Origin of the sequence: Bacteroides sp. Ga6A2 (genome assembly GCF_000702225.1) — a bacterium.
GTDB lineage: Bacteria > Bacteroidota > Bacteroidia > Bacteroidales > Bacteroidaceae > Ga6A1.
Map to the genome: position 1 here is coordinate 24860 of NZ_JNKX01000018.1, position 20803 is coordinate 45662.

Annotated in this window: 21 protein-coding genes; 12 read left to right on the top strand and 9 right to left on the bottom strand. The window is 44.7% G+C overall.

Annotated elements, in window-relative coordinates; all coding sequences use genetic code 11:
• Positions 1–5 precede the first annotated feature (5 nt).
• The gene (locus tag T538_RS0106250) at positions 6–1091 is read right to left on the bottom strand and encodes a pyridoxal-phosphate-dependent aminotransferase family protein (RefSeq protein WP_031532737.1); all 1086 of its coding nucleotides are present in this window, start codon (positions 1089–1091) and stop codon (positions 6–8) included.
• Between the two features lie 226 nt (positions 1092–1317).
• Here T538_RS0106250 and T538_RS0106260 point away from each other — a divergent pair, with 226 nt between their 5' ends.
• The 6 genes from T538_RS0106260 (at position 1318) to rnc (ending at position 7674) form a co-directional block, all read left to right on the top strand.
• Entirely contained in the window at positions 1318–3300 is a 1983-nt protein-coding gene (locus tag T538_RS0106260; RefSeq protein WP_051655920.1) for an LTA synthase family protein, read from the top strand.
• A 79-nt stretch (positions 3301–3379) separates the two neighbouring features.
• Positions 3380–3988, top strand: a complete 609-nt coding sequence (locus tag T538_RS0106265) for a DUF4254 domain-containing protein (RefSeq protein ID WP_031532735.1) — start codon at positions 3380–3382, stop codon at positions 3986–3988.
• Between the two features lie 17 nt (positions 3989–4005).
• Positions 4006–5004 (top strand): glycosyltransferase family 9 protein, encoded by a 999-nt coding sequence (locus T538_RS0106270; RefSeq protein WP_155993035.1) that lies wholly within the window; start codon positions 4006–4008, stop codon positions 5002–5004.
• 137 nt (positions 5005–5141) lie between these two features.
• A complete protein-coding gene (locus T538_RS0106275) occupies positions 5142–5378 on the top strand; it encodes an acyl carrier protein (RefSeq protein WP_031532733.1) in 237 nt (78 codons plus the stop codon).
• Between the two features lie 20 nt (positions 5379–5398).
• Entirely contained in the window at positions 5399–6667 is a 1269-nt protein-coding gene (gene fabF, locus T538_RS0106280; protein WP_031532732.1) for a beta-ketoacyl-ACP synthase II, read from the top strand.
• 2 nt (positions 6668–6669) lie between these two features.
• A complete protein-coding gene (gene rnc / locus T538_RS0106285; protein WP_090681859.1) occupies positions 6670–7674 on the top strand; it encodes a ribonuclease III in 1005 nt (334 codons plus the stop codon).
• A 5-nt stretch (positions 7675–7679) separates the two neighbouring features.
• Here rnc and T538_RS0106290 read toward each other — a convergent pair whose 3' ends face one another.
• Entirely contained in the window at positions 7680–8687 is a 1008-nt protein-coding gene (locus T538_RS0106290) for an ATP-dependent 6-phosphofructokinase (RefSeq protein ID WP_031532730.1), read from the bottom strand.
• A 110-nt stretch (positions 8688–8797) separates the two neighbouring features.
• On the opposite strand from T538_RS0106290, the gene T538_RS0106295 reads away from it, so the two are divergent.
• The 5 genes from T538_RS0106295 to T538_RS0106315 are packed head-to-tail and all read left to right on the top strand — an operon-like array spanning position 8798 to position 14430.
• Positions 8798–10306: a GH3 auxin-responsive promoter family protein gene (locus T538_RS0106295; protein WP_031532729.1), complete on the top strand. Its 1509-nt coding sequence runs from the start codon at positions 8798–8800 to the stop codon at positions 10304–10306.
• A gap of 5 nt (positions 10307–10311) precedes the next feature.
• Positions 10312–12252, top strand: coding sequence for an Ig-like domain-containing protein (locus T538_RS0106300; RefSeq protein WP_031532728.1), 1941 nt, complete (start codon positions 10312–10314; stop codon positions 12250–12252).
• A gap of 17 nt (positions 12253–12269) precedes the next feature.
• The gene (locus T538_RS0106305; protein WP_034538924.1) at positions 12270–13088 is read left to right on the top strand and encodes a DUF3108 domain-containing protein; all 819 of its coding nucleotides are present in this window, start codon (positions 12270–12272) and stop codon (positions 13086–13088) included.
• A complete protein-coding gene (xerA, locus tag T538_RS0106310) occupies positions 13088–14020 on the top strand; it encodes a site-specific tyrosine recombinase/integron integrase (RefSeq protein WP_031532726.1) in 933 nt (310 codons plus the stop codon). The genes T538_RS0106305 and xerA overlap by 1 nt, the downstream gene beginning before the upstream one ends.
• Before the next feature lie 8 nt (positions 14021–14028).
• Entirely contained in the window at positions 14029–14430 is a 402-nt protein-coding gene (locus tag T538_RS0106315) for a GtrA family protein (protein WP_031532725.1), read from the top strand.
• Between the two features lie 59 nt (positions 14431–14489).
• On the opposite strand, the gene T538_RS0106320 is transcribed toward T538_RS0106315, so the two are convergent.
• The 7 genes from T538_RS0106320 to T538_RS0106350 form a co-directional block, all read right to left on the bottom strand.
• On the bottom strand, positions 14490–14951 hold the full coding sequence (locus tag T538_RS0106320) for an ExbD/TolR family protein (protein ID WP_031532724.1): 462 nt from the start codon (positions 14949–14951) through the stop codon (positions 14490–14492).
• A 2-nt stretch (positions 14952–14953) separates the two neighbouring features.
• The gene (locus T538_RS0106325) at positions 14954–15544 is read right to left on the bottom strand and encodes an ExbD/TolR family protein (protein ID WP_031532723.1); all 591 of its coding nucleotides are present in this window, start codon (positions 15542–15544) and stop codon (positions 14954–14956) included.
• A 35-nt stretch (positions 15545–15579) separates the two neighbouring features.
• Positions 15580–16062, bottom strand: coding sequence for a hypothetical protein (locus T538_RS0106330; protein ID WP_031532722.1), 483 nt, complete (start codon positions 16060–16062; stop codon positions 15580–15582).
• Positions 16063–16081: 19 nt separating this feature from the next.
• Positions 16082–16882, bottom strand: a complete 801-nt coding sequence (locus T538_RS0106335) for a MotA/TolQ/ExbB proton channel family protein (RefSeq protein ID WP_031532721.1) — start codon at positions 16880–16882, stop codon at positions 16082–16084.
• 156 nt (positions 16883–17038) lie between these two features.
• The gene (locus tag T538_RS0106340; RefSeq protein WP_031532720.1) at positions 17039–17827 is read right to left on the bottom strand and encodes a TatD family hydrolase; all 789 of its coding nucleotides are present in this window, start codon (positions 17825–17827) and stop codon (positions 17039–17041) included.
• Between the two features lie 4 nt (positions 17828–17831).
• Positions 17832–18809, bottom strand: a complete 978-nt coding sequence (locus tag T538_RS0106345; RefSeq protein ID WP_031532719.1) for a polyprenyl synthetase family protein — start codon at positions 18807–18809, stop codon at positions 17832–17834.
• A 70-nt stretch (positions 18810–18879) separates the two neighbouring features.
• Positions 18880–19572, bottom strand: coding sequence for an energy transducer TonB (locus tag T538_RS0106350; RefSeq protein ID WP_031532718.1), 693 nt, complete (start codon positions 19570–19572; stop codon positions 18880–18882).
• A gap of 299 nt (positions 19573–19871) precedes the next feature.
• On the opposite strand from T538_RS0106350, the gene porQ reads away from it, so the two are divergent.
• Positions 19872–20798 (top strand): type IX secretion system protein PorQ, encoded by a 927-nt coding sequence (gene porQ / locus T538_RS0106355; RefSeq protein ID WP_231497070.1) that lies wholly within the window; start codon positions 19872–19874, stop codon positions 20796–20798.
• The last annotated feature ends 5 nt before the right edge of the window (positions 20799–20803 follow it).

Genomic DNA, 20803 nt, shown 5'->3' on the forward strand with positions numbered 1-20803 from the left:
ATTATTTATAGTAATTTACGTTTTACCAAATCGTCGAACACTTCGACAAGACGATCAATTTCATCGTTTGTAATATTTCCGATATGTCCTACTCTGAACACCTTTTCGGCCATATCTCCCCCATTAGGACAAACCCAAATCTCATATTCGTCTTTAATTATCTCAAAGATTCTGTGCGCATTTACTCCGGCAGTCGTAGGCATAAGAGCAGTCACGCAGTTTGACGTACAGCCTTCGGCCGTAAACCTCTTGAACGGCAGATGCTTTATCTTGCCTCGGAAGTAGTCGGCACGTTCCTTTGCCATCTTATTCATTGCAGATATTCCGCCAACCCTCTCTATACGTTTAAGCTTTTCATTGAGCATTATCAGGGTTGCCACGGCAGGTGTGAAAGGAGTCTGACCGCGCTCTCCGTTTCTGAGGTAGTCGGAATAGTTAAAGTACATGCTCTTGACACGATTTTTCAAACAACGCTGTTGTGCCACAGAGTCAAGAACGGTAAAACTCATTGACGGAGGCAGCGACAATGCCTTCTGCGAACCTGTGATTGCTGCGTTAACGTTCATCTTTTTCATCGAGAACTCGTCGGCAAGGAAACCACTCACTGCATCAACAAACAGGAAGATATTATTTCGTTTACAGAATTCGCCCACAAGATTCATATCATACAAAACACCTGTTGATGTCTCGCACAACTGAAGCATCATGCCCGTATATTGTTTGCCGTCAAATTGTTGCAGTATTTCAGCAGTAAGCGGAGTTCCATATTCAAGTTTTATTTCGGTAAACGGAATCTCATGGATTTCACAAAGTTCAACAAAACGATGTCCGAAACTACCCCCGTTCACCACCAAAACTCTGTCATCATTAGTGAAGCAATTCATTACTCCGCCTTCCATGCTTGCCGTTCCTGAGCCTGTCATGAAGACGACCTTAGAATCACAAGGTGCATCAAAAAGGCGACACAGCATCTGTTCGTTTTCCTTCATCAACGCAGAAAACTCAGCTGTACGGAAATATGGAATCTGATGCTGCCCAATCTCAAGAGTCTCGGCATCCATCTGGACAGGACCAATCGTAAAATTTATCATTTTTGTGGTTTCTTATTTTATTTCCAAAATATCACTTTATATCAATCTGCAAAATTAGTTTTTTTTTAACAACAAGACAAGAATATCCAAGGATTTGTATCAAAAAATCCAAAATGTCAACATCTACACAGTTACGCACCAACAAACCAGCCAAAAACAAATGGTGCATATTTATTTGCATGACACTATTTTTTTATAACTTTGCAGAAACAAATTAAAACGTACAATGATTTCTGAAGACAAGACAACTGGATTTCTGAAAATCCAACTCATTTCAATCGTCTGGAATATACTTTTGATCTTTGCGGCATATTTTATCTGCGGACTTCTGTTCTATTTCGAGAACAGCGGCTCGTACACCAACGCTCTTAATCTCAGCCTTATGTTTCAGGGTTGGTGGAGGTTTACCCTATCGGCTACCCTATACACAAACATTCTGCTGGCGGTTATTTATCTCATTCCGCTGCACTACAAATATTGCAAGTTTGCCGATGTTCTTGGCAGAATCCTGTTCGTCACCGTCAATTCCATCGCCATAATCGTCAACCTGATGGATGCCGTCTATTTCAAATATACCGGTCGGAGAACAGACGCATCGGTATTCAAGGAATTCGGAAACGAAGACAACATCGGCGGAATCATCGGTCACGAACTTCTGATGCATTGGTACTTCGTCATTGCCGGAATCCTGATCTTTTACGCGCTCTACAAACTGTATCTTAGTCCGCTGAAAAGCAAGTACAAGCCATCGTCTCTCCCTATTTACTATGCGTTGCAGACAATCGTCCTCGGCGCGCTCGGCTTCGGCATAGTGTGCGGAATGCGCGGCGGAATTGGCAGACAAGTCCGTCCTATCGCCGTGGGCAACGCCAATCAGTATGTAAACAAGCCGATAGAAACGGCATTGGTTCTGAACACGCCTTTCTGCCTGATAAGAACCGTAGGAAAGAACGCATACAAGAATCCACAATATTTCAGCGACAGCGAGGCCGAACAGATTTTCTGTCCCATCCGCCAGAAGAACGATGCAGACACAACTGCGCTAAAAAAGATGAACGTGGTGGTGCTAATTGTTGAGAGTTTTGCAAAAGAACACATCGGCGCACTAAATAAGGAACTCGAAGACGGCAGATACGAGGGCTACACGCCGTTCGTAGACAGTCTTGTGAACGAGAGTCTTACGTTCAAATATTCATACGCCAACGGCAGAAAGAGCATCGACGGAATGCCGTCAATTCTTTCGAGCATCCCGATGTTTGTCGAGCCGTTCTTCGTCACTCCAGCCGCCCTCAATACCGTTTCGGGACTTGCCGGAGAACTGAAATCCATCGGCTACAAAACGGCCTTCTTCCACGGAGCATCGAACGGCTCTATGGGCTTCGAGGCTTTTGCCAAGGCTACCGGATTTAGCGAATATTACGGCAGAACAGAATTCGACAACGACCCAAATTACAAGGGCGAGAAGGAATTCGACGGCAACTGGGGCATCTGGGACGAACCTTTCATGCAGTTCTACTGCGACGAGATGAGCCGTTTCAAGCAGCCTTTCATGACCGCCATCTTCACCGTTTCGTCGCACCATCCGTTCAACATTCCCGAGAAGTACAAGAAAACTTTTCCTGAAGGAAAACTCGAGATTCACAAGTGCATAAGATACACCGACTATGCTCTGAGAAGATTCTTCGAGAGCGCGAGCAAGCAGAAATGGTTCAACAACACGATTTTCGTGCTTACCGCCGACCATACAAACCAGAAATACCATCCGGTTTACGAAACCGACCTCAATCTTTATTCCGTTCCTATTATCTTCTATGCTCCGGGACTGAAGTTGAAAGGCTACAACACCGAGAAGATTGCACAGCAGATTGACATCATGCCAACCGTGCTCCAGCTTCTTGGCTACGACAAACCATATCTCGCCTTCGGAAAGGACCTTATCAATACTCCTGCCGAAGAAACATCTGCCGTAAACTACAACAACGGCATCTATCAGTACATCAAAAACAATTACATGATGCAGTTCGACGGCACGCGAGTTACTGGAATGTACAAATTCAAGACAGACCTCTTTCTGAAACAGAATCTCGTCGGCAAAGTGCCAGAGCAGGCGCAGATGGAGAAAGAGCTAAAGGCTATCATTCAGCAATATATGATAACCATCAGCGAAGACCGTCTGACGTACAAAACGTACTCAAAAGCACGCAAATAACGCTTTTTATACAATAATAGTTTGGTATTAGTGAAAGAATAAGTATATTTGCCAACTAAAAAATAAAAAATCAATAGGAATGACTTTTACAGAGAAAAGTTGGTCTATCTTCAATCAGGCCATAAACGATTATCACAAAACGGATAACGTTGACACCCCTATCAGCAATCCCTATCAAGCAGGAACGATAGAAGCAGACCTGTATCTTAAAAATTGGATAGACACAGTGCAGTGGCACTTCGAAGACATTATACGCGATCCACAGATTGATCCGCAGGCGGCTCTGATTCTTAAGCGAAGAATAGACAAGAGCAATCAAGACCGTACCGACTTGGTTGAACGCATTGACAGTTACTTCTACACTAAATATCACAACGTAGCCACCCTCGACGGTGCTACTATCAACACCGAGAGTCCTGCATGGGCTATCGACCGTCTTAGCATTCTTGCACTAAAGATTTACCACATGAAAGAGCAGGTTGAGCGTACCGACGCATCAGCCCAGCACATTGCAACATGCCAGAGCAAACTCGATGTCCTGAACGAGCAGCACAACGACCTCGCATCAGCCATCGACCAACTTCTCGACGACATCGCTGCCGGCAAGAAATACATGAAGGTGTACAAGCAGATGAAAATGTACAACGACCCAGACACCAACCCTGTTCTTTACGGAGCATCTAAATAATAATAATGTGTAACAGAATCAAAAATCTTTTGATTATACGCTTCTCGGCTTTGGGCGACGTTGCCATGACAGTTCCGGTCATCGACTCACTGGCAAGGCAATACCCCGACATGCACATAACCGTGCTGAGCCGCCAGATGACAAAGCCTCTGTTCTCGTACATGCCGCCAAACGTAACATTCTGGGGCATCGACCTGAAGAACAGTTATAAAGGCATTGGCGGACTCAACACTTTATTCAGAGAGATAAAGGAAAAGAGATTTGACGCCGTGGCAGATTTCCACAACGTTCTCCGAACCATCTATCTCAGAACACGTTGCGTGCTCTCGGGCATCAGAGTTGCTCACATCAACAAAGGCAAGGCTGAGAAGAAAGAACTTGTGAAGAACGGACCTGCCAACAAAATCCTCGACAGTTCGTTCGTCCGCTATCAAAAGGTTTTGCAAGAACTCGGAATCGATGTTGACATCGATTTCAAGGCATGCTTCACCGGCGAGAAAGGCAAGAAATGGATTGGCATCGCCCCATTTGCCGCACACGAAGGCAAAATCTACCCTCTCGACAAGATGAAGCAGACCGCACAGATGCTCGCAGCCAAAGGCTACAAAGTCTACCTCTTCGGAGCCGGCGAAAAAGAAATCAGAATTCTCGAAAGTTGGGAAGGAGAAAACATAATTAACACCGCCGGAAAACTTGGCGGAATGGCTAAGGAGATGGAACTTATGAGCCAACTCGATGCCATGATTTCGATGGACTCTGCCAACATGCACATAGCATCGCTCGTAGGCACAAGAGTCGTCTCGGTGTGGGGAGCAACCCACCCTAATGCAGGCTTCCTCGGCTGGAAACAATCGATGGACGACGTAGTACAGGTTGATATGCCATGCCGTCCATGTTCAATTTATGGGGGAAAGCCATGCCGCTTGGAGGGTAGCAAGTACAACTGTATGAGGATGATAGAGCCCGAACGCATTATTGACAAAATTGTAAATTCGGAGTACATCAACAAAGACTAATGCACAAAAACAAAAAAAATGTGCACATTTTAGTTGTTTTTTTAACTAAATATTTGTTCAAGTAGAAAATTATAGTTTACTTTGCACCGCAAATAATTAAAATAATAATTAGATTTATTCACTAAAATTAAAAAATTATGTCTGAAATTGAATCAAGAGTAAAGGCTATCATCGTTGATAAGCTGGGCGTAGAGGAGTCTGAGGTTAAGGCTGAAGCAAGTTTCACTAACGATCTTGGCGCTGACTCTTTGGATACAGTAGAGTTGATCATGGAGTTCGAGAAGGAGTTCGGCATCTCTATTCCAGACGATCAGGCTGAGAAGATCAGTACTGTAGGCGACGCTATCGCTTATATCGAGGCTAACGCTAAATAATTTATTCCTATATCTTTTATATGGAATTAAAAAGAGTTGTAGTAACAGGTCTTGGTGCAATAACACCGCTGGGCAACAGTGTCAAGGAAACTTGGGACAATCTTGTCAATGGTGTTAGTGGAGCAGGACCTATTACTCATTTCGATTCAACAAACTTCAAGACTCACTTTGCTTGCGAAGTAAAGAACTTCAATGCTGCCGAATTCGGAATTGACCGCAAGGAGGCTCGCAAGATGGATCCGTTCACACAGTACGCCATCGCTGCCGCAAAACAGAGCATTGAAGATTCTGGCTTGGATACCGAGAAGGAGAATCTCGACCGCATCGGCGTCGTTATGGGCGTTGGTATAGGCGGTATGACTACATTCCAGGAAGAGGCCGGCAACTATGCTATAAACGGAGCCACTCAGGGTCCTAAGTACAATCCGTTCTTCATTCCTAAGATGATTGGTGATATCTCTGCTGGTCAAATTTCAATCATGTACGGTTTCCACGGTCCAAACTATGTTTGTACTTCAGCTTGTGCATCTTCATCAAACGCTATTGCCGATGCATTCAACCTTATTCGCTTGAACAAGGCTGATGTAATGGTAACAGGTGGTGCAGAGGCGGCAATCGTTGAATGCGGTGTAGGTGGCTTCAATGCCATGAAAGCACTTTCAACACGCAATGACGAACCTCAGAAAGCATCACGTCCATTCAGCGGCAGTCGCGACGGCTTTGTAATGGGTGAAGGTTCAGTTGTTCTTGTTCTTGAGGAACTTGAGCATGCTAAAGCCCGCGGAGCCAAGATTTATGCTGAGGTTGTCGGTGCAGGAATGTCGGCTGATGCCTACCATCTCACTGCCTCACACCCAGAAGGCGCAGGTGCAAAGCTTGTAATGCGAAATGCTCTTGAAGATGCTGGTCTGAAACCAGAAGATATTGACTATATCAATGTTCATGGCACATCTACTCATGTTGGTGACATCTCTGAGGCTAAGGCTATCAAAGAGGTGTTTGGTGAACATGCCTACAAGTTGAACATCAGTTCAACAAAATCTATGACCGGTCACCTTCTCGGTGCTGCCGGCGCAATAGAGGCTATGGTATGTACCCTCTCTGTTGTGAACGACATCGTTCCTCCAACCATCAATCATGAAGACGATGACAAGGATGAGGAGTTGGACTACAATCTTAACTTCACATTCAACAAAGCCCAGAAGCGCGAGGTGCGTGCTGCACTCAGCAACACATTCGGCTTCGGCGGTCATAACGCATGTCTTATCGTAAAAAAATACGCTGAATAATCGTGTTTTTAAATGTCATAGACAGAATAAGGCTCTTGTTCCATAAGGATAAAGAGTCTTATTCTAATTTTTACAGTATCCTCGGATTCTACCCTCATAACATTGAATTCTACGAGCATGCCCTGCTACACAAATCATCATCGAAGAAGGTAGGAAAAGGCAAGCCCATAAACAATGAAAGGCTGGAATTCCTTGGTGACGCAATTCTCGACGCAGTTGTCGGAGACATTGTGTTCAAGCACTTTCCGGGAAAGAAGGAAGGCTTTCTAACTAACACACGCAGCAAGCTTGTCCAACGCGATACACTGAACAAAATAGCAGTGAAGATTGGGTTAGACAAACTTGTAAAGTCGTCGACACACTCAATCTCACACAATAGTTATATGAACGGCAACGCCTTCGAGGCATTGATTGGAGCAATCTATCTTGACCGCGGATATGACTATTGCATGTGGTTCATGCAAAACAAGATTCTTAACGTTTACCTTAACATCGACAAGGTTGCGTACAAAGAGGTAAACTTTAAAAGCAAATTGCTTGAATGGAGTCAGAAGAATCGCGTCAACGTATCATTTGAATTGGTAAGCCAGAGCACAGATAGTGCCAACAGCCCTAAGTTCACATCAAGAATACTGATAGAAGGCCTTGAAAGCGGCGAAGGCGAAGGCTACTCAAAGAAAGAGAGCCAGCAGATTGCAGCCAAGGTTGCGCTTACTCGCCTAAAACAAGAGCCTCAGTTTATAGATGCTGTCTTTGCCGAGAAATCAAAGCGCACAGCCATGGAGGAAGAGCCTACAGAACTTGTTCCTGATACAGGAACCGATGCCGATGATTTCGCAGCCGACGAGCCTAAGGATACAAAGCCTGCCTCTAAGCAAAAGGCAAAGCAGACAAACAGCGTCGATGACGAAATGTCGCTCGACAATATTCATGTAAGTACAAAGGAGATGAGCAGAGAGGACATCATCGCGGCAGCAGAAGCCGCCGCCTTTGCCGACAATAAATAACGCTTTTATCCAAAGCAAAGCCCCATCTGCCGTCCTCTGATGAGCAGTTCATTATCTGGCATAACGAGTTTAAGCCGACCTGCAACTTCGCTAAGAGGTTGCGAGTCGGTTTTTCCGTCTTTAATGCACACCATACGACCGAATTCACCCTTCGAGATGAGTTCGGCTGCCTTTGCCCCGATGCGCGTGCTAAGGTTTCTGTCGTATGCCGTAGGACTTCCGCCGCGCTGAGTGTAGCCGAGTACCGTCAGACGGCTTTCAACGCCTGTATTCTGTTCTATCATACGCGTGATATACGTTCCGGCCGTCGCTCCATCGGGAACAGGAACGCCCTCGCCCACCACGATAATACTGTACTTTTTTCCTCGTTCAGCCCTCGCGGCTATTGCCTTGTAGACATTGTTCAGGTCGTAAGGAATCTCAGGCAGAAGAATCACGTCGCCACCGCTTGCCATGCCGCTATGCAAAGCGAGCCAGCCAGCCTTGTGCCCCATCACCTCGATAACCATGGCACGATTGTGCGAACTAGCAGTTGAATGAAGACGGTCAATCGCATCGGTAGCAATGCTAACAGCTGTGTCGAAGCCGAAAGTCTCTTCCGTGCCCCAGATATCATTGTCGATAGTCTTCGGCACGCCGATAACGTTCAAGCCATGCTTTGCCATCTTGTAAGCCGTCTTCTGCGTTCCGTTTCCGCCAATACAGACAACGGCATCAAGCCCCAGTTCGTGTATGCTTCGAGCCAGTTCGTCGGCACTGTTCGCACCCGTAACAGGATTCTTCTTGTACGGTTTGAATCGCGATGTTCCGAGAATCGTTCCGCCCATGCTCAAGAGTCCTGACATGGAATCGTCGGTAAGGATGTCTATGTCTCTGTTTATCAGTCCTTCAAAACCTCCCTTTATACCAACAACTTCCATTCCGTAACAATTAATAGCTGTTTTGCACGCACCTCTTATTGCCGCATTTATCCCGGGACAATCACCCCCCGCAGAAAGTATTCCAATACGCATAATTCGGTATTTTATTGTTCAACCTACTTTTTTCGTGGTAAAGATAGGAATTTTCAAATAAATCAACTAACTTTGCAAGGATTTTTGTAGAAACAATTCTTCACTTATAGATGAACAAAACAGATTTAATCAGGAAATTTTTCATACCAAGACAGAGAGCTTTGGAGAAACTTGATAAACATTCTATTGAATTGCAAAATCATGTAATTCAGTATCTTATCAAAAGAGGAGCCGACACTGAATGGGGAAAGAGATATAATTTCGATAAAATCAACAATTACGAAGATTTTTCTCGTCAGGTACCTGTGACGAATTATGAAGATTTGAAGGGGTACATTGACCGTATGCGTCATGGAGAAAAAAATATCTTGTGGCCGGGACAAGTGAAATGGTACGCAAAATCATCGGGCACAACAAACGATAAGAGCAAATTCATCCCTGTAAGCAAAGACGGCTTGCAGAGCATACACTATCTTGGTGGCAAAGACTGCATTTGCTACCATCTTAACCTGCACAAGAAGAGCAGAATTTTCGACGGCAAAAACCTTATCTTGGGCGGAAGCCATCAGCCAAACTACAACGTGGCAAACAGTCTTGTAGGCGATTTGAGCGCGATTCTTCTGGAGAATCTCAGTCCGATGATAAACGCTGTAAGAACGCCGAGCAAGAAGACTGCCCTTCTGGCTGATTTCGAGAAGAAGAGAGACCGCATTGCACACGAGAGCATAAAGCACAACGTTGTTACGCTTAGCGGCGTGCCTTCGTGGATGATGTCTGTTTTGAAGAGAGTTCTCGAAGTATCTGGAAAGAACGACATTCACGAGGTGTGGCCTGAACTCGAAGTGTTCTGGCACGGCGGAGTTGCCTTCACTCCATATCGCGAGCAGTATAAGCAACTCATTCCGAGCGATATAATGAACTACATGGAGACGTACAACGCCAGCGAGGGCTTCTTCGGAATTCAGAACGACCCTAACGACCCTTCGCTCATGCTGATGACAGACTACGGAATGTTCTACGAGTTCATTCCTGTCAGCGAGGTTGACAGCGAGAATCCTACTGTTGTACCGCTCGAGGGCGTTGAGGTTGGAAAGAACTACGCTATGGTTATCTCGAACGTATGCGGATTGTGGCGTTATCTTATTGGCGACACCGTGCGTTTCACGTCGAAAGAGCCATACAAGTTCGTCATCACCGGAAGAACAAAGCACTTTATCAACGCATTTGGCGAAGAGTTGATTGTTGACAATGCAGAGAAGGGTCTTGCCAAGGCTTGCGCCGAGACAAACGCTCTGGTTAAGGACTACACCGCTGCCCCAATCTTCATGGATCAGAACGCTCACTGCCGCCATCAGTGGCTCATAGAGTTCGAGCAGGAGCCTTCATCTCTCGAAGAATTCATCAACATTCTCGATTCTGAACTTCAGCATATCAATTCGGACTACGAGGCTAAGCGATACAAGGACATCACACTTCAGAAACTTGAGGTGATTGTTGCACGAAAAGGCTTGTTCGACGAGTGGCTGAAGGAGAAGGGAAAGCTTGGCGGTCAGCACAAGATTCCTCGTCTGAGCAACAACCGAGACTATATCGACGAAATGATTTCAATGAATAAGTAATAGGCGTGAAGAGGCTTTATTACAAATATCTGTCTGCTGTCTTCTGCATTGTGGCAATATTGCTGATACACAGTTGCGCAAGCATCAGCAGTCCCGACGGCGGTCCTTATGATGAAGAGCCGCCTAAGGTTGTTCGCTGCACTCCGAACGACAAGGCAACGAACACCTCGACAAAGAAAGTTACGATTGAGTTTGACGAGTTCATCAAGCTCGACGGGGCTTCTGAGAAGGTTGTAATATCGCCTCCGCAAGCCGAGCCTGCCGACATCAAGGCAAACGGCAAGAAAATCATCGTCACACTTTTCGATACTTTAAAGACCGATTACACCTATACCATCGATTTTGGCGACTGTATTCAGGACAATAACGAAGGCAACCCGATGGGAAACTATTCTTATTCGTTCTCTACAGGCGCAAGCATCGACACGATGGAGGTTTCAGGAACCGTGCTCGACGCAATGAATCTTGAACCGGTGAAAGGTGCATTGGTCGGATTATATTCAAACCTAAGCGATACGGTATTCACCACTGCACCGCTCGAACGTATTGCGCGCACAAACGCCAAAGGTCAGTTCGTGATAAAGGGCATTGCAAGCAATAAGCAATACAAAATCTATGCCCTGAACGATGCCGACCAAAACTATTTCTTCAATCAGAAAAGCGAAGGAATAGCGTTCAACGACAGCATCATCACTCCAAAATCAGAGCCGAGCACAAGAACTGACTCTATCTGGCACAAGAACGACCACAGCCGTCTCGACTCGGTTGTAACCGTTCCGTGCACAAGATTCATGCCCGATGATATCGTACTTACGCTTTTCACCGAAAAGCAGACGAACCAATATCTAACTAAGACAGAAAGACTTACACCGAATAAGTTTTCACTCTTCTTTACTGCCCCAGCAAACGAACCAGCAGCAATCGAAGGTCTGAACTTCAACACCGAAGATGCTTTCATAAAGGAATTTTCGGCAACCAACGATACGCTGCATTTCTGGATTAAGGATTCTCTCATCTACCAGAAAGACACGCTCGACATGGTAGTAAAATTCATGGGTACCGACACACTCGGCAATCTCGTTCCGACAACCGATACTCTCCATCTGGCTTCTAAAAAGACGATGGAGAAGATTCGTAAGGAGCAAAACAAGAAGTACGAAGACTGGCTCAAGGCACAGAAGAAGCAGCACAAAGGCAAGGATGAGCCTATCGACAGCATCATGCATGCCGACCCTCTCGAAATGAAGATGAGCGGCGGCTCGAAGATGGGCGCGAACGAGAATATCCACTTTTCATTTGGCGAGCCTATCGTGAACATCAACAATTCGGCATTCCATCTGAAGATTCAAAAGGACACACTTTGGGTTGACGAGCCGTTCGAAATTGAACAGGATTCTGCCAACATCAGAAGATATACGCTCATGGCCGAATGGCTGCCAGAGCGCAACTACGAACTGACGGTCGATTCAGCAGCCTTTACTGGATTGTACGGAAACGTGACGAAAGAGGCAAAGCAGAAGATTTCAATCTCGTCGCTCGACGAATTCAGTTCGCTTTACGTCAAGGTCAGCGGCGTTGACACATGCGCCATCGTGCAACTTTTGGACAAGGGCGACAAGGTTGTTACTCAGGCAAAACTCAACAAACAGTCTGAAGCCGATTTCTACTATATAAAGCCGGGCGTTTACTATATGCGTCTGTTCATCGACAAGAACAATAACGGCGTTTGGGATACAGGCGAATACGCTTCGCGCACACAGGCCGAAACGGTCTTCTACTATCCGAAGTCGCTCGAACTGAAAGCGCGCTGGGAGATTGAACAATCGTGGAATCCGCTCGACACGCCTCTGACGGAACAGAAGCCTCTGGAGATAACCAAGCAGAAGCCCGACCGCGAAAAGAGCATCAAAAACAGAAATGCCGAGCGAAAATTCAACAAGAAATAACTAAAAAGAACCATATTATGAGATGGACATTACTTATTGCCATGCTCATGCTTTCATTGAGTAGCACTGCGCAATGCGAACGAGAAAACGAAGCCTTTAAGCACGGCGAAGTCTTAAACTACGACCTATACTACAACTGGAAGTTTGTATGGGTAAAAGCAGGTTCTGCCCAGATGGATATCACACAGACGAGATACCACGGGAAATCGGCATTCAAAGCTAATCTTATAACACGCGGAAGCAAGCAGGCGGACAAGATTTTCATCTTCCGCGATACACTCGTTTCTTATTGCACCGACAAACTTGTGCCGCTCTATTACAAAAAGGCAGCACGCGAGGGCAAGCGATACTACATCGACGAGGTCTGGTACACATATCCCGAAGGGAAAAATGTAATTAACAATCGCCATGTCAGTTCAAAAGGCGTAGTCAGCAAGGAGCAACTAAACAGCAATTCTTGCATCTACGATATGGTTAGCATGCTTTTGCAAGCACGCTCGTTCGACGCAAGCAAATACAAGGTTGGCTACAAAATTAAGTTCCCGATGACCGAGGGCAGCAAAATCGTAAACGAAACGGTTATCTACCGAGGCAAAAAAGTTATCGAAGTTAACGACAAGAAGAAATACAACACACTTGTCTTCTCGTTCGTTGAATACGACAAAAAAAACAAGGAGAAAGAAGTCATCACATTCTACATAACCAACGACAAGAACCATATTCCAATCAGACTCGACATGTTTCTGAGTTTCGGTTCTGCAAAGGTTATCCTTAACCAAATTAAAGGCAACCGCCATCCTCTTACATCTATTGTCAAAGAAAAGAAGAAAAACTGATGACGAACAAGGATTTTGTAGAACTCACCAACGACCTTAGAGAGAACTACAAGCAATATCTTCTGCTCGAACGCTCGTACACGCAAAACACAGCAAATGCCTATCTTTCGGATATAGAAAAGCTTTTTGCATACCAGCAAATCGAAGGAATCAATCCACTCGAAACATCGTTAGACGAGTTAGAGAACTTCGCCGCCGGTCTTGCCGACGTCGGAATCCATCCGCGCTCACAAGCCAGAATCCTGTCGGGCGTGCGTTCCTTCTATCATTTTCTGCTTCTCGAAGGGAAAATAAGGCAAGACCCTACCGAACTGTTAGAATCGCCTAAAATCGGCCTTCATTTGCCCGACATACTGAGTTTAGAAGAGATTGATGCGCTGATAAATGCCATCGACATGAGCAAGGGCGAAGGACAGCGCAACAGAGCCATCATCGAAACTCTTTACAGCTGCGGATTGCGCGTAAGCGAACTGTGCAACCTACTTATTTCCGACCTTTATCTGGAACAAGGATTCATAAAGGTAACGGGCAAAGGCCGAAAGCAAAGGCTTGTCCCGATTTCCGAAAGAGCCGTAAGCGAATTGCAGGCTTGGTTTGCCGACCGAAACCAAATTGACATAAAGAAAGGCGAAGAAGACTACGTTTTCGTAAGCCTTACGCGCGGCAAGCACCTTACCAGAGTGATGATTTTTTACGTCATAAAACAGCTTATCGCCGTCACCGGAATAAAGAAACAAGTAAGTCCGCACACGTTCCGCCATTCATTCGCCACGCATCTGCTCGAAGGAGGTGCCAATCTGAGGGCAATACAGGCCATGCTAGGGCACGAAAGCATTGCGACGACTGAAATATACACTCACCTCGACAAAAGCCGTCTACGTGAGGAAATTCTGCTTCATCATCCGCGAAACAAAGTTTACAACAGCAAATAAATATATTTATGAACGAAAAAATAAAGTCACTGAAGGAGAATCAAAAACTCTTCGAATTCGTAAAATTCTGCATCGTAGGCGGAATATCAACAGGAATCGATGCCTGCATATTCTTCACGGTCAAACAGTTTACAATATACCAGATTGCACTCGTAAGCGGCTACGCAATATCATTCATAGCAAATTATTTCATGACAGTGCTGTGGACGTTCAAAAGCAAGCCGAACAAAAAGAACGCGATAGGCGTTCTGGCAGCACATCTAATAAACCTTTTCGTAGTCAGATTCGGACTTATGCACTTGTTCGTAGAGATCTGCAAAATAGACTCCAATATCGCCTACATACCTACACTGCTGATAAGCATCGTTGCAAGTTTCATTCTTGTAAGGCTGGCAGTTAAGAAACTATAAAAAAACAAAAAAGGGCGGCTGCAAAATGCAGTCGCCTTTTTTATTTCAGTTAAGATTGATTACTGACGCAATGTTGCTGAGTAATTGATCTTCAAAGCATAAGCCTTACGCAAAGCCTGCTTGATATCTGTTACAACACCCATCTTAGTATCTTGGTCAATCTTCAAAGATACAGTCATAAACGGCTGATCCTCTTCCTTCATATCCATACGAGCCTGAGTAGCATAGTCCTGCACATCAGCAGGCTCTGCATACTTGTCGTTCAACTGTACACGAGTCTCAGCACCGAACTTCTTCTGTAGTTCCTTGGTAGGAGCACCTACATAGATGAAAGTTACCAAAGACTTCTTTTCCAGTTTCTCCAACTCAGTACCCTGAGGAGCACGGAACTGAACCTTAAGAGTAACCTCACGCATAGTGGTTACCATCATGAAGAAGAACAACATTGAGAAAATCAAGTCAGGCAGTGATGAAGTGTTCATCGCTGGCATTGAGCGATTCGATTTTTTAAATCTACCCATAATTAATGTCCTCCGTAACTTTTTGGTTCAGCCTCAGAGATCTTCTGAGGGTAATATTCACGAATTGCTTTCTGCTCCTCCTTTGTACACTCAGCGTATGACTTTTTGTGGAACTGTGACTTAGCCAATTCATCACGCAACTCATTGTAAGCGCGTACTACTTCATTCTGTACTTCGAAGTAAGCTCTGTAACTTGAACCACGGTCATTCTGTACAGAAATTACGTGCTTTGAAGTTACCATAACCTCTCCGATGAGTGGAATGTTTGCAGGATGCTTCTCAGGCCAGTTAGGCTTATCGTCAACATTCTTGATAAATTCCTTAACCTTGTCCTTCAACTGAAGAACACTGATAAACTCATCACCACACATAAGGTAGTCCTGTGAGTTCATACGAATCTTAAGAACGTTACGCTCCTTAACCTTATTCTGATCGTCATCCGGCTTCTGGTTTGGATCTGGTGGAGGTGGCAACTGACGTGCCAAACCACGATCCGTAGCCATGGAAGTAGTGATCAAGAAGAAGATAAGCAACATAAAGGAAATATCGGCCGTTGAACTGGTGTTCAGTTCGGGCATTCCTTTTTTCGCCATATTTTCTTAGTTTTTTAATAATTCTACAATAAATGTTATTTTCTCTTCATGATGCCTGTCATGTTGAAAAACATAGCAACGAGAGCCACAATAGACAGAACATAGATTGAGCAGATGAAGTGATCAGCCAATGCAATAGCAGTAGTATCAGTAACTACATCACCATTTGCAACGATTGTCTCGCTTGGAGCAAAGAAGCCAACAAGCAAAGAAACAACCAAGATTGCAACAGATACTGCTGAAATTGTTCCACCAGGAACACCTGAAAGGTTCTCACCCTTAGGACCGCCCATGTTCTGAACGAAGCTCTTAACCAAACTCCAAACAATCAACAATGCAGTGATAGCAACCATAGCATACATAAGTATCATTACGCCATCAAGCATCAAAGGATCGTTGAACTTTGGATTTGCAACGTACTGGTTGTCATATCCATAAGTAAAGAATACACCAAAAAGAAGTATGATTACTGCGAATACAACATACAGTACAAGAGATGAAATTTTCTCTGTTTTCATGTTATTCGTCAGTTAATAATTACTTATTCTTAATGTTGTACTTTGTAATAAGGTCAAGAAGAGTAACTGAAGAGTTCTCCATCTCGCTTGTGATACCCTCGATCTTCATAAGGATGAAGTTGTAGAACAACTGAAGGATCAAAGCAACAACGATACCGAAGATAGTTGTAATCAAGGCAACCTTCATACCTCCTGCAACGACTGTTGGAGAGATATCACCTGCAGCCTGGATATCATCGAATGCCTGAACCATACCGATCACAGTACCAAGGAATCCGAGTGATGGAGCCATTGCGATGAACAATGTAATCCAAGAACAACCCTTCTCAAGGTAACCAGCCTGAACACCACCGTAAGCAGTAACTGTACGCTCTACTACATCAAGACCATCGTTAAGTCTCATAAGACCCTGATAGCAGATAGAAGCAACAGGACCACGAGTACCACGAGCAACTGCCTTAGCACCCTCTACGTCGTTAGCCTCAAGTTTCTCCTCGATTGAAGCAAGAAGCTTCTTAGTGTTAACCTCAGAAAGGCTTAGGTAAATGATACGCTCGATGCAGAATGCAAGACCGAATACCAAAGCTACGGCTACCAATGACATGAAGCCTGCATCACCTTCGATATACTTTGTCTTCAAGCTCTTGTGGAAAGACTCCTCGCCAGCTGCTACTGGAGCTGCTGCAGGAGCTGCTTCCTCTACCTTTTCAGATGCTGTAGAATCTGTAGCTGTTGCTGTAGAATCCTGAGCCATCATAGACTGAGAGAGACCAAAAGTCATCACTCCCATCACTGCAAGAATTGCAATAAACTTTTTCATTGTGTGTCTAAATTTTTTAAGATTAAATAAATTAATTATTACGATTTTATTTGTTTCTAAACCTTAAATCGGGTGCAAATTACAAAAAAAATGCGAAATACAAGGACTTTGCTTAGTAAAAATTACATTTTTATTAAAAAATATTTTTACATTTTTTCACATTTCAAAGAACTGAACACCAAATAAATCTCTGATACTGTTATTGATAATGCAAGAAACATGCTCGCAAGGCTTATCGTACACTTGCGACACCTTTTCGAGCACATGCTTTAAAAACGCGCTTTCGTTGCGTTTTCCGCGATGCGGAACTGGAGCCAGATACGGGCAGTCTGTTTCGAGCACAATTCGATCTATCGGCACATGCTGCAATGCCTCGGGCAAGGTGGATTTCTTGAACGTTACCACACCGCCAATACCTAATTTGAAGTTTGGATATTCGAGCAGTCTTTTTGCCTCTTCTGGCGTTCCGGTGAAACAGTGAAAAACGCCTTTGAACGTACTTTTGTCGTAATCGGCAAAGACCGTCAGCAACTCGTCCCAAGCATCACGACAATGAATCATCAGGGGTTTGTCGAACTTCAAAGCCCACTCCATCTGTGTGCGAAGGACTTCTTCCTGCTCTTTCTGGCGGCTTTTGTCCCAGTACAAGTCGAGTCCCACTTCGCCAACGGCTATGTACTTGTCGGGATTGGCTGATAGAAGTTGGTACATATTATATAATGTAGCCTTCCAATCGTCTCCCAACTCGGTTGGATGCAAACCAATCATCTGCGAGCAATAACCGGGATACTTAGCGCAAAGTTCGTCCATTCGCGGCAACGAAGATTCGTCGATACACGGCAGGAACAGATGCCCCACCCCGTTTTCCTTGGCACGTTTTATCGCCTCGTCCCTATCGTCATCAAACTCCTCTACATAAATGTGAGAATGAGTGTCAATAATCATCGACTTACGATTTTCTGTTCATCAACGAGTTTACGAACTGCTTCAACTCTTTCTTTTTGTCGGCAGAAACAGCAAGTGCATCGAACTTGGCGGTTGCCGACTCAAAATATGAATTTATCTTATTGTCGCACAACTCGCGAATGCCAATTTCGTTATACAACTTTGTTACGGCAGAAATCTTTGCCTGCGCATCGTACTCCTTTGCATCAACCCACTTTTGCAGTTCTTTCTTCTGCTCATCATTCGCTCTGTTGAAGGCATTGATAAGCATGTAGGTCTTTTTGTTGCAAAGAATATCGCCGCCAATCTTCTTTCCGAACACAGCAGGGTCGCCATAGACATCGAGATAATCATCCTGAAGTTGAAATGCAAGACCTATCTCCTGACCGTAATCGTACAATGTGTCGGCTTCCTCGTCTGATGCACCGCCGAGAATCGCGCCAATCTTCAGCGCACAAGCCAAAAGAACAGATGTCTTGAGGCGAATCATCTCGATATATTCGGCTTCGGTAACATCGTTGCGAGTCTCAAACTCCATGTCGTACTGCTGACCTTCGCCAATTTCGAGAGCCGTTACAGTGAACAAATCGAGCACCTTCTTCAGATTCTCGGAATCGAGCCCTGACAACATTCTCTGATAAGCGAGCACGAGCATCGAATCGCCCGAAAGAATCGCAGTATTATCGTTCCATTTCTTATGAACAGTAGGCTTGCCTCTTCTCACATCAGCCTTATCCATCAAATCGTCGTGAAGAAGGGTGTAATTATGATATGTTTCGAGTGCAATGGCCTGCATCATTATTTCATCAACATTTTCCTTGTACAGATTGTAAGCCATCAGCATCAAGACAGGGCGAATGCGCTTTCCACCAAGCGACAGGACATATTTCACAGGGTCGTAAAGTCCTGACGGCTTGCGTTCATAAGGCAACTGCTCAATAAACTGATTAACTTTTTCTATCAGTTGCGAAGATGTGTACATAATAAATTTTAGCGTGAGTAAAAAAGAAAAGGCTGCACAACGGCAGCCTTTATAACATATATAATAGGTATTACTGCAATCTGAATGTTACAGGGACAGTGTACTTTACACGTACTGGTTTACCTCTCTGCATACCTGGAGACCATTTAGGCATCATAGAGATCACACGAAGCGCCTCCTTATCCAAATATGGGTCTACTGAACGTACAACGACTGGGTCTACGATAGAACCGTCCTTGTTAACTACGAACTGTACGATAACCTTACCCTGAACACCGTTCTCCTGAGAGATTGTTGGGTACTTGATATTGTTTGACAAGAACTTCAAACAAGCAGCCATACCACCAGGGAACTCAGGCATCTTTTCTACAACCTGGAACACAGTCTGATCCTCAACCTCCTCTTCCTGTACTTTTGGAGCCTCAACTGGCTTCTGAACTACAGGGATGACAGCCTCACCAAGATCCTCGTTTGTCTGAATATCAGACTCCTCTACAGATGAGTTATCAACGATGTTCAACACATCAGATACAGTTGGTGCAGATGGTGGCGGTGGAGCCATTTCCTGCTTCTGCTCTGTTACTGGGATAACTTCCTCCTCGATTACGATATCGGCAAGACCAGTATCAATTACCTCAGCCTTTTCATAAGTTGTGAATTCGAAGGCTGCGAAAAGCAACGCAAAGACAAGAACAAAACCAATCAGATAACTGGTCGACTTCTTGTTCTCCAAGTCTGCGGCTTCTGTTTTCTTTATTTCCATAATTATTTTTTTATTTATTTGTTTTCATTTGTATTCCATTGTTGGCAAATGTAGCACTTTTTTTTATATTAAGCACGATTTTGATTTAACTTTTTTTTTACCAACAATTTTTTTTGCAGTTTTCCGCCATAAAACGGTTGTTTTCCCGTTCTGTTTACAGGGCTGAACCTCAAAAAATATATTTTGATACAAAAATACTTCAGTTTTTTTAAATTTGATGTATCTTTGGCAAGAATTTAAAAGATTGGATGAAAAAAATTCTCTACACCTTATTATACAGTTTGATTTGTGTCGGGGCAATGGCACAGAGATCGGACGCCGTATTCCAATTTCTGAAACTGCCGGTTTCAGCACACTCGGCGGCACTTGGTGGAGAAAACATTTCTATAATAGAAGACGACATATCGCTTGTATCAAGCAATCCTGCCCTTCTGAGTTCGGTGAGCGACCGCTCGGTTGGCGTTAGTTACATGACATATCTTGCCGGCTCTAAATGCGCAGGAGCATCATTCTGTAAGGAGCACGGCGAAAGGGGCTCGTGGGCTGTGAGCGCACGATATCTGGATTACGGCGACTTTAGGGAGACAAACGAGTATGACGAAACGCTCGGCACTTTCAGGTGCAAGGACATGGCTTTCGGGTTTACATACAGTTACTTCTTCTTTGACGAGCTGGTGGGCGGCGCAACCGGAAATATCATCTATTCGAACTACGACAAGAATTCGGCGATGGCTGTGGGTGTAGACTTGGGAATAAACTATTACAACGAGGACGACGGTCTGTCGGCTTCGTTCGCAATAAAGAACATTGGCGGACAGATTGTGGCATTTGAGGACACGCGCGAGAAACTTCCAGTTAATGTGCAGCTCGGCATCTCGCGAACCATGCCGCACGCGCCTTTCAGACTTTCGGCAACGCTGACAAATCTTAACCACTGGAGCAGCAGCTACTTCTGCCCTCTCGGAAACAAGGAACTGAACTTCGGGCAGAAATTCATCAGACATCTTGTCTTAGGAGCCGACATTCTGCTTTCAGACCAATTCTACGTTGCCGCCGGATATAACTTTGCAAGAGGCAAGGAACTGAAGGAAGAAGGCGGCAGCAACTGGACGGGAGCAACTGTTGGAGCAGGCTTGCAACTGACAAAAGTAAAAGTCGGCGTTTCGTATGCCAACTATCACGTTGGAGCATCGTCGGTTACGTTTAATTTTGGATTACAACTTTAATAATA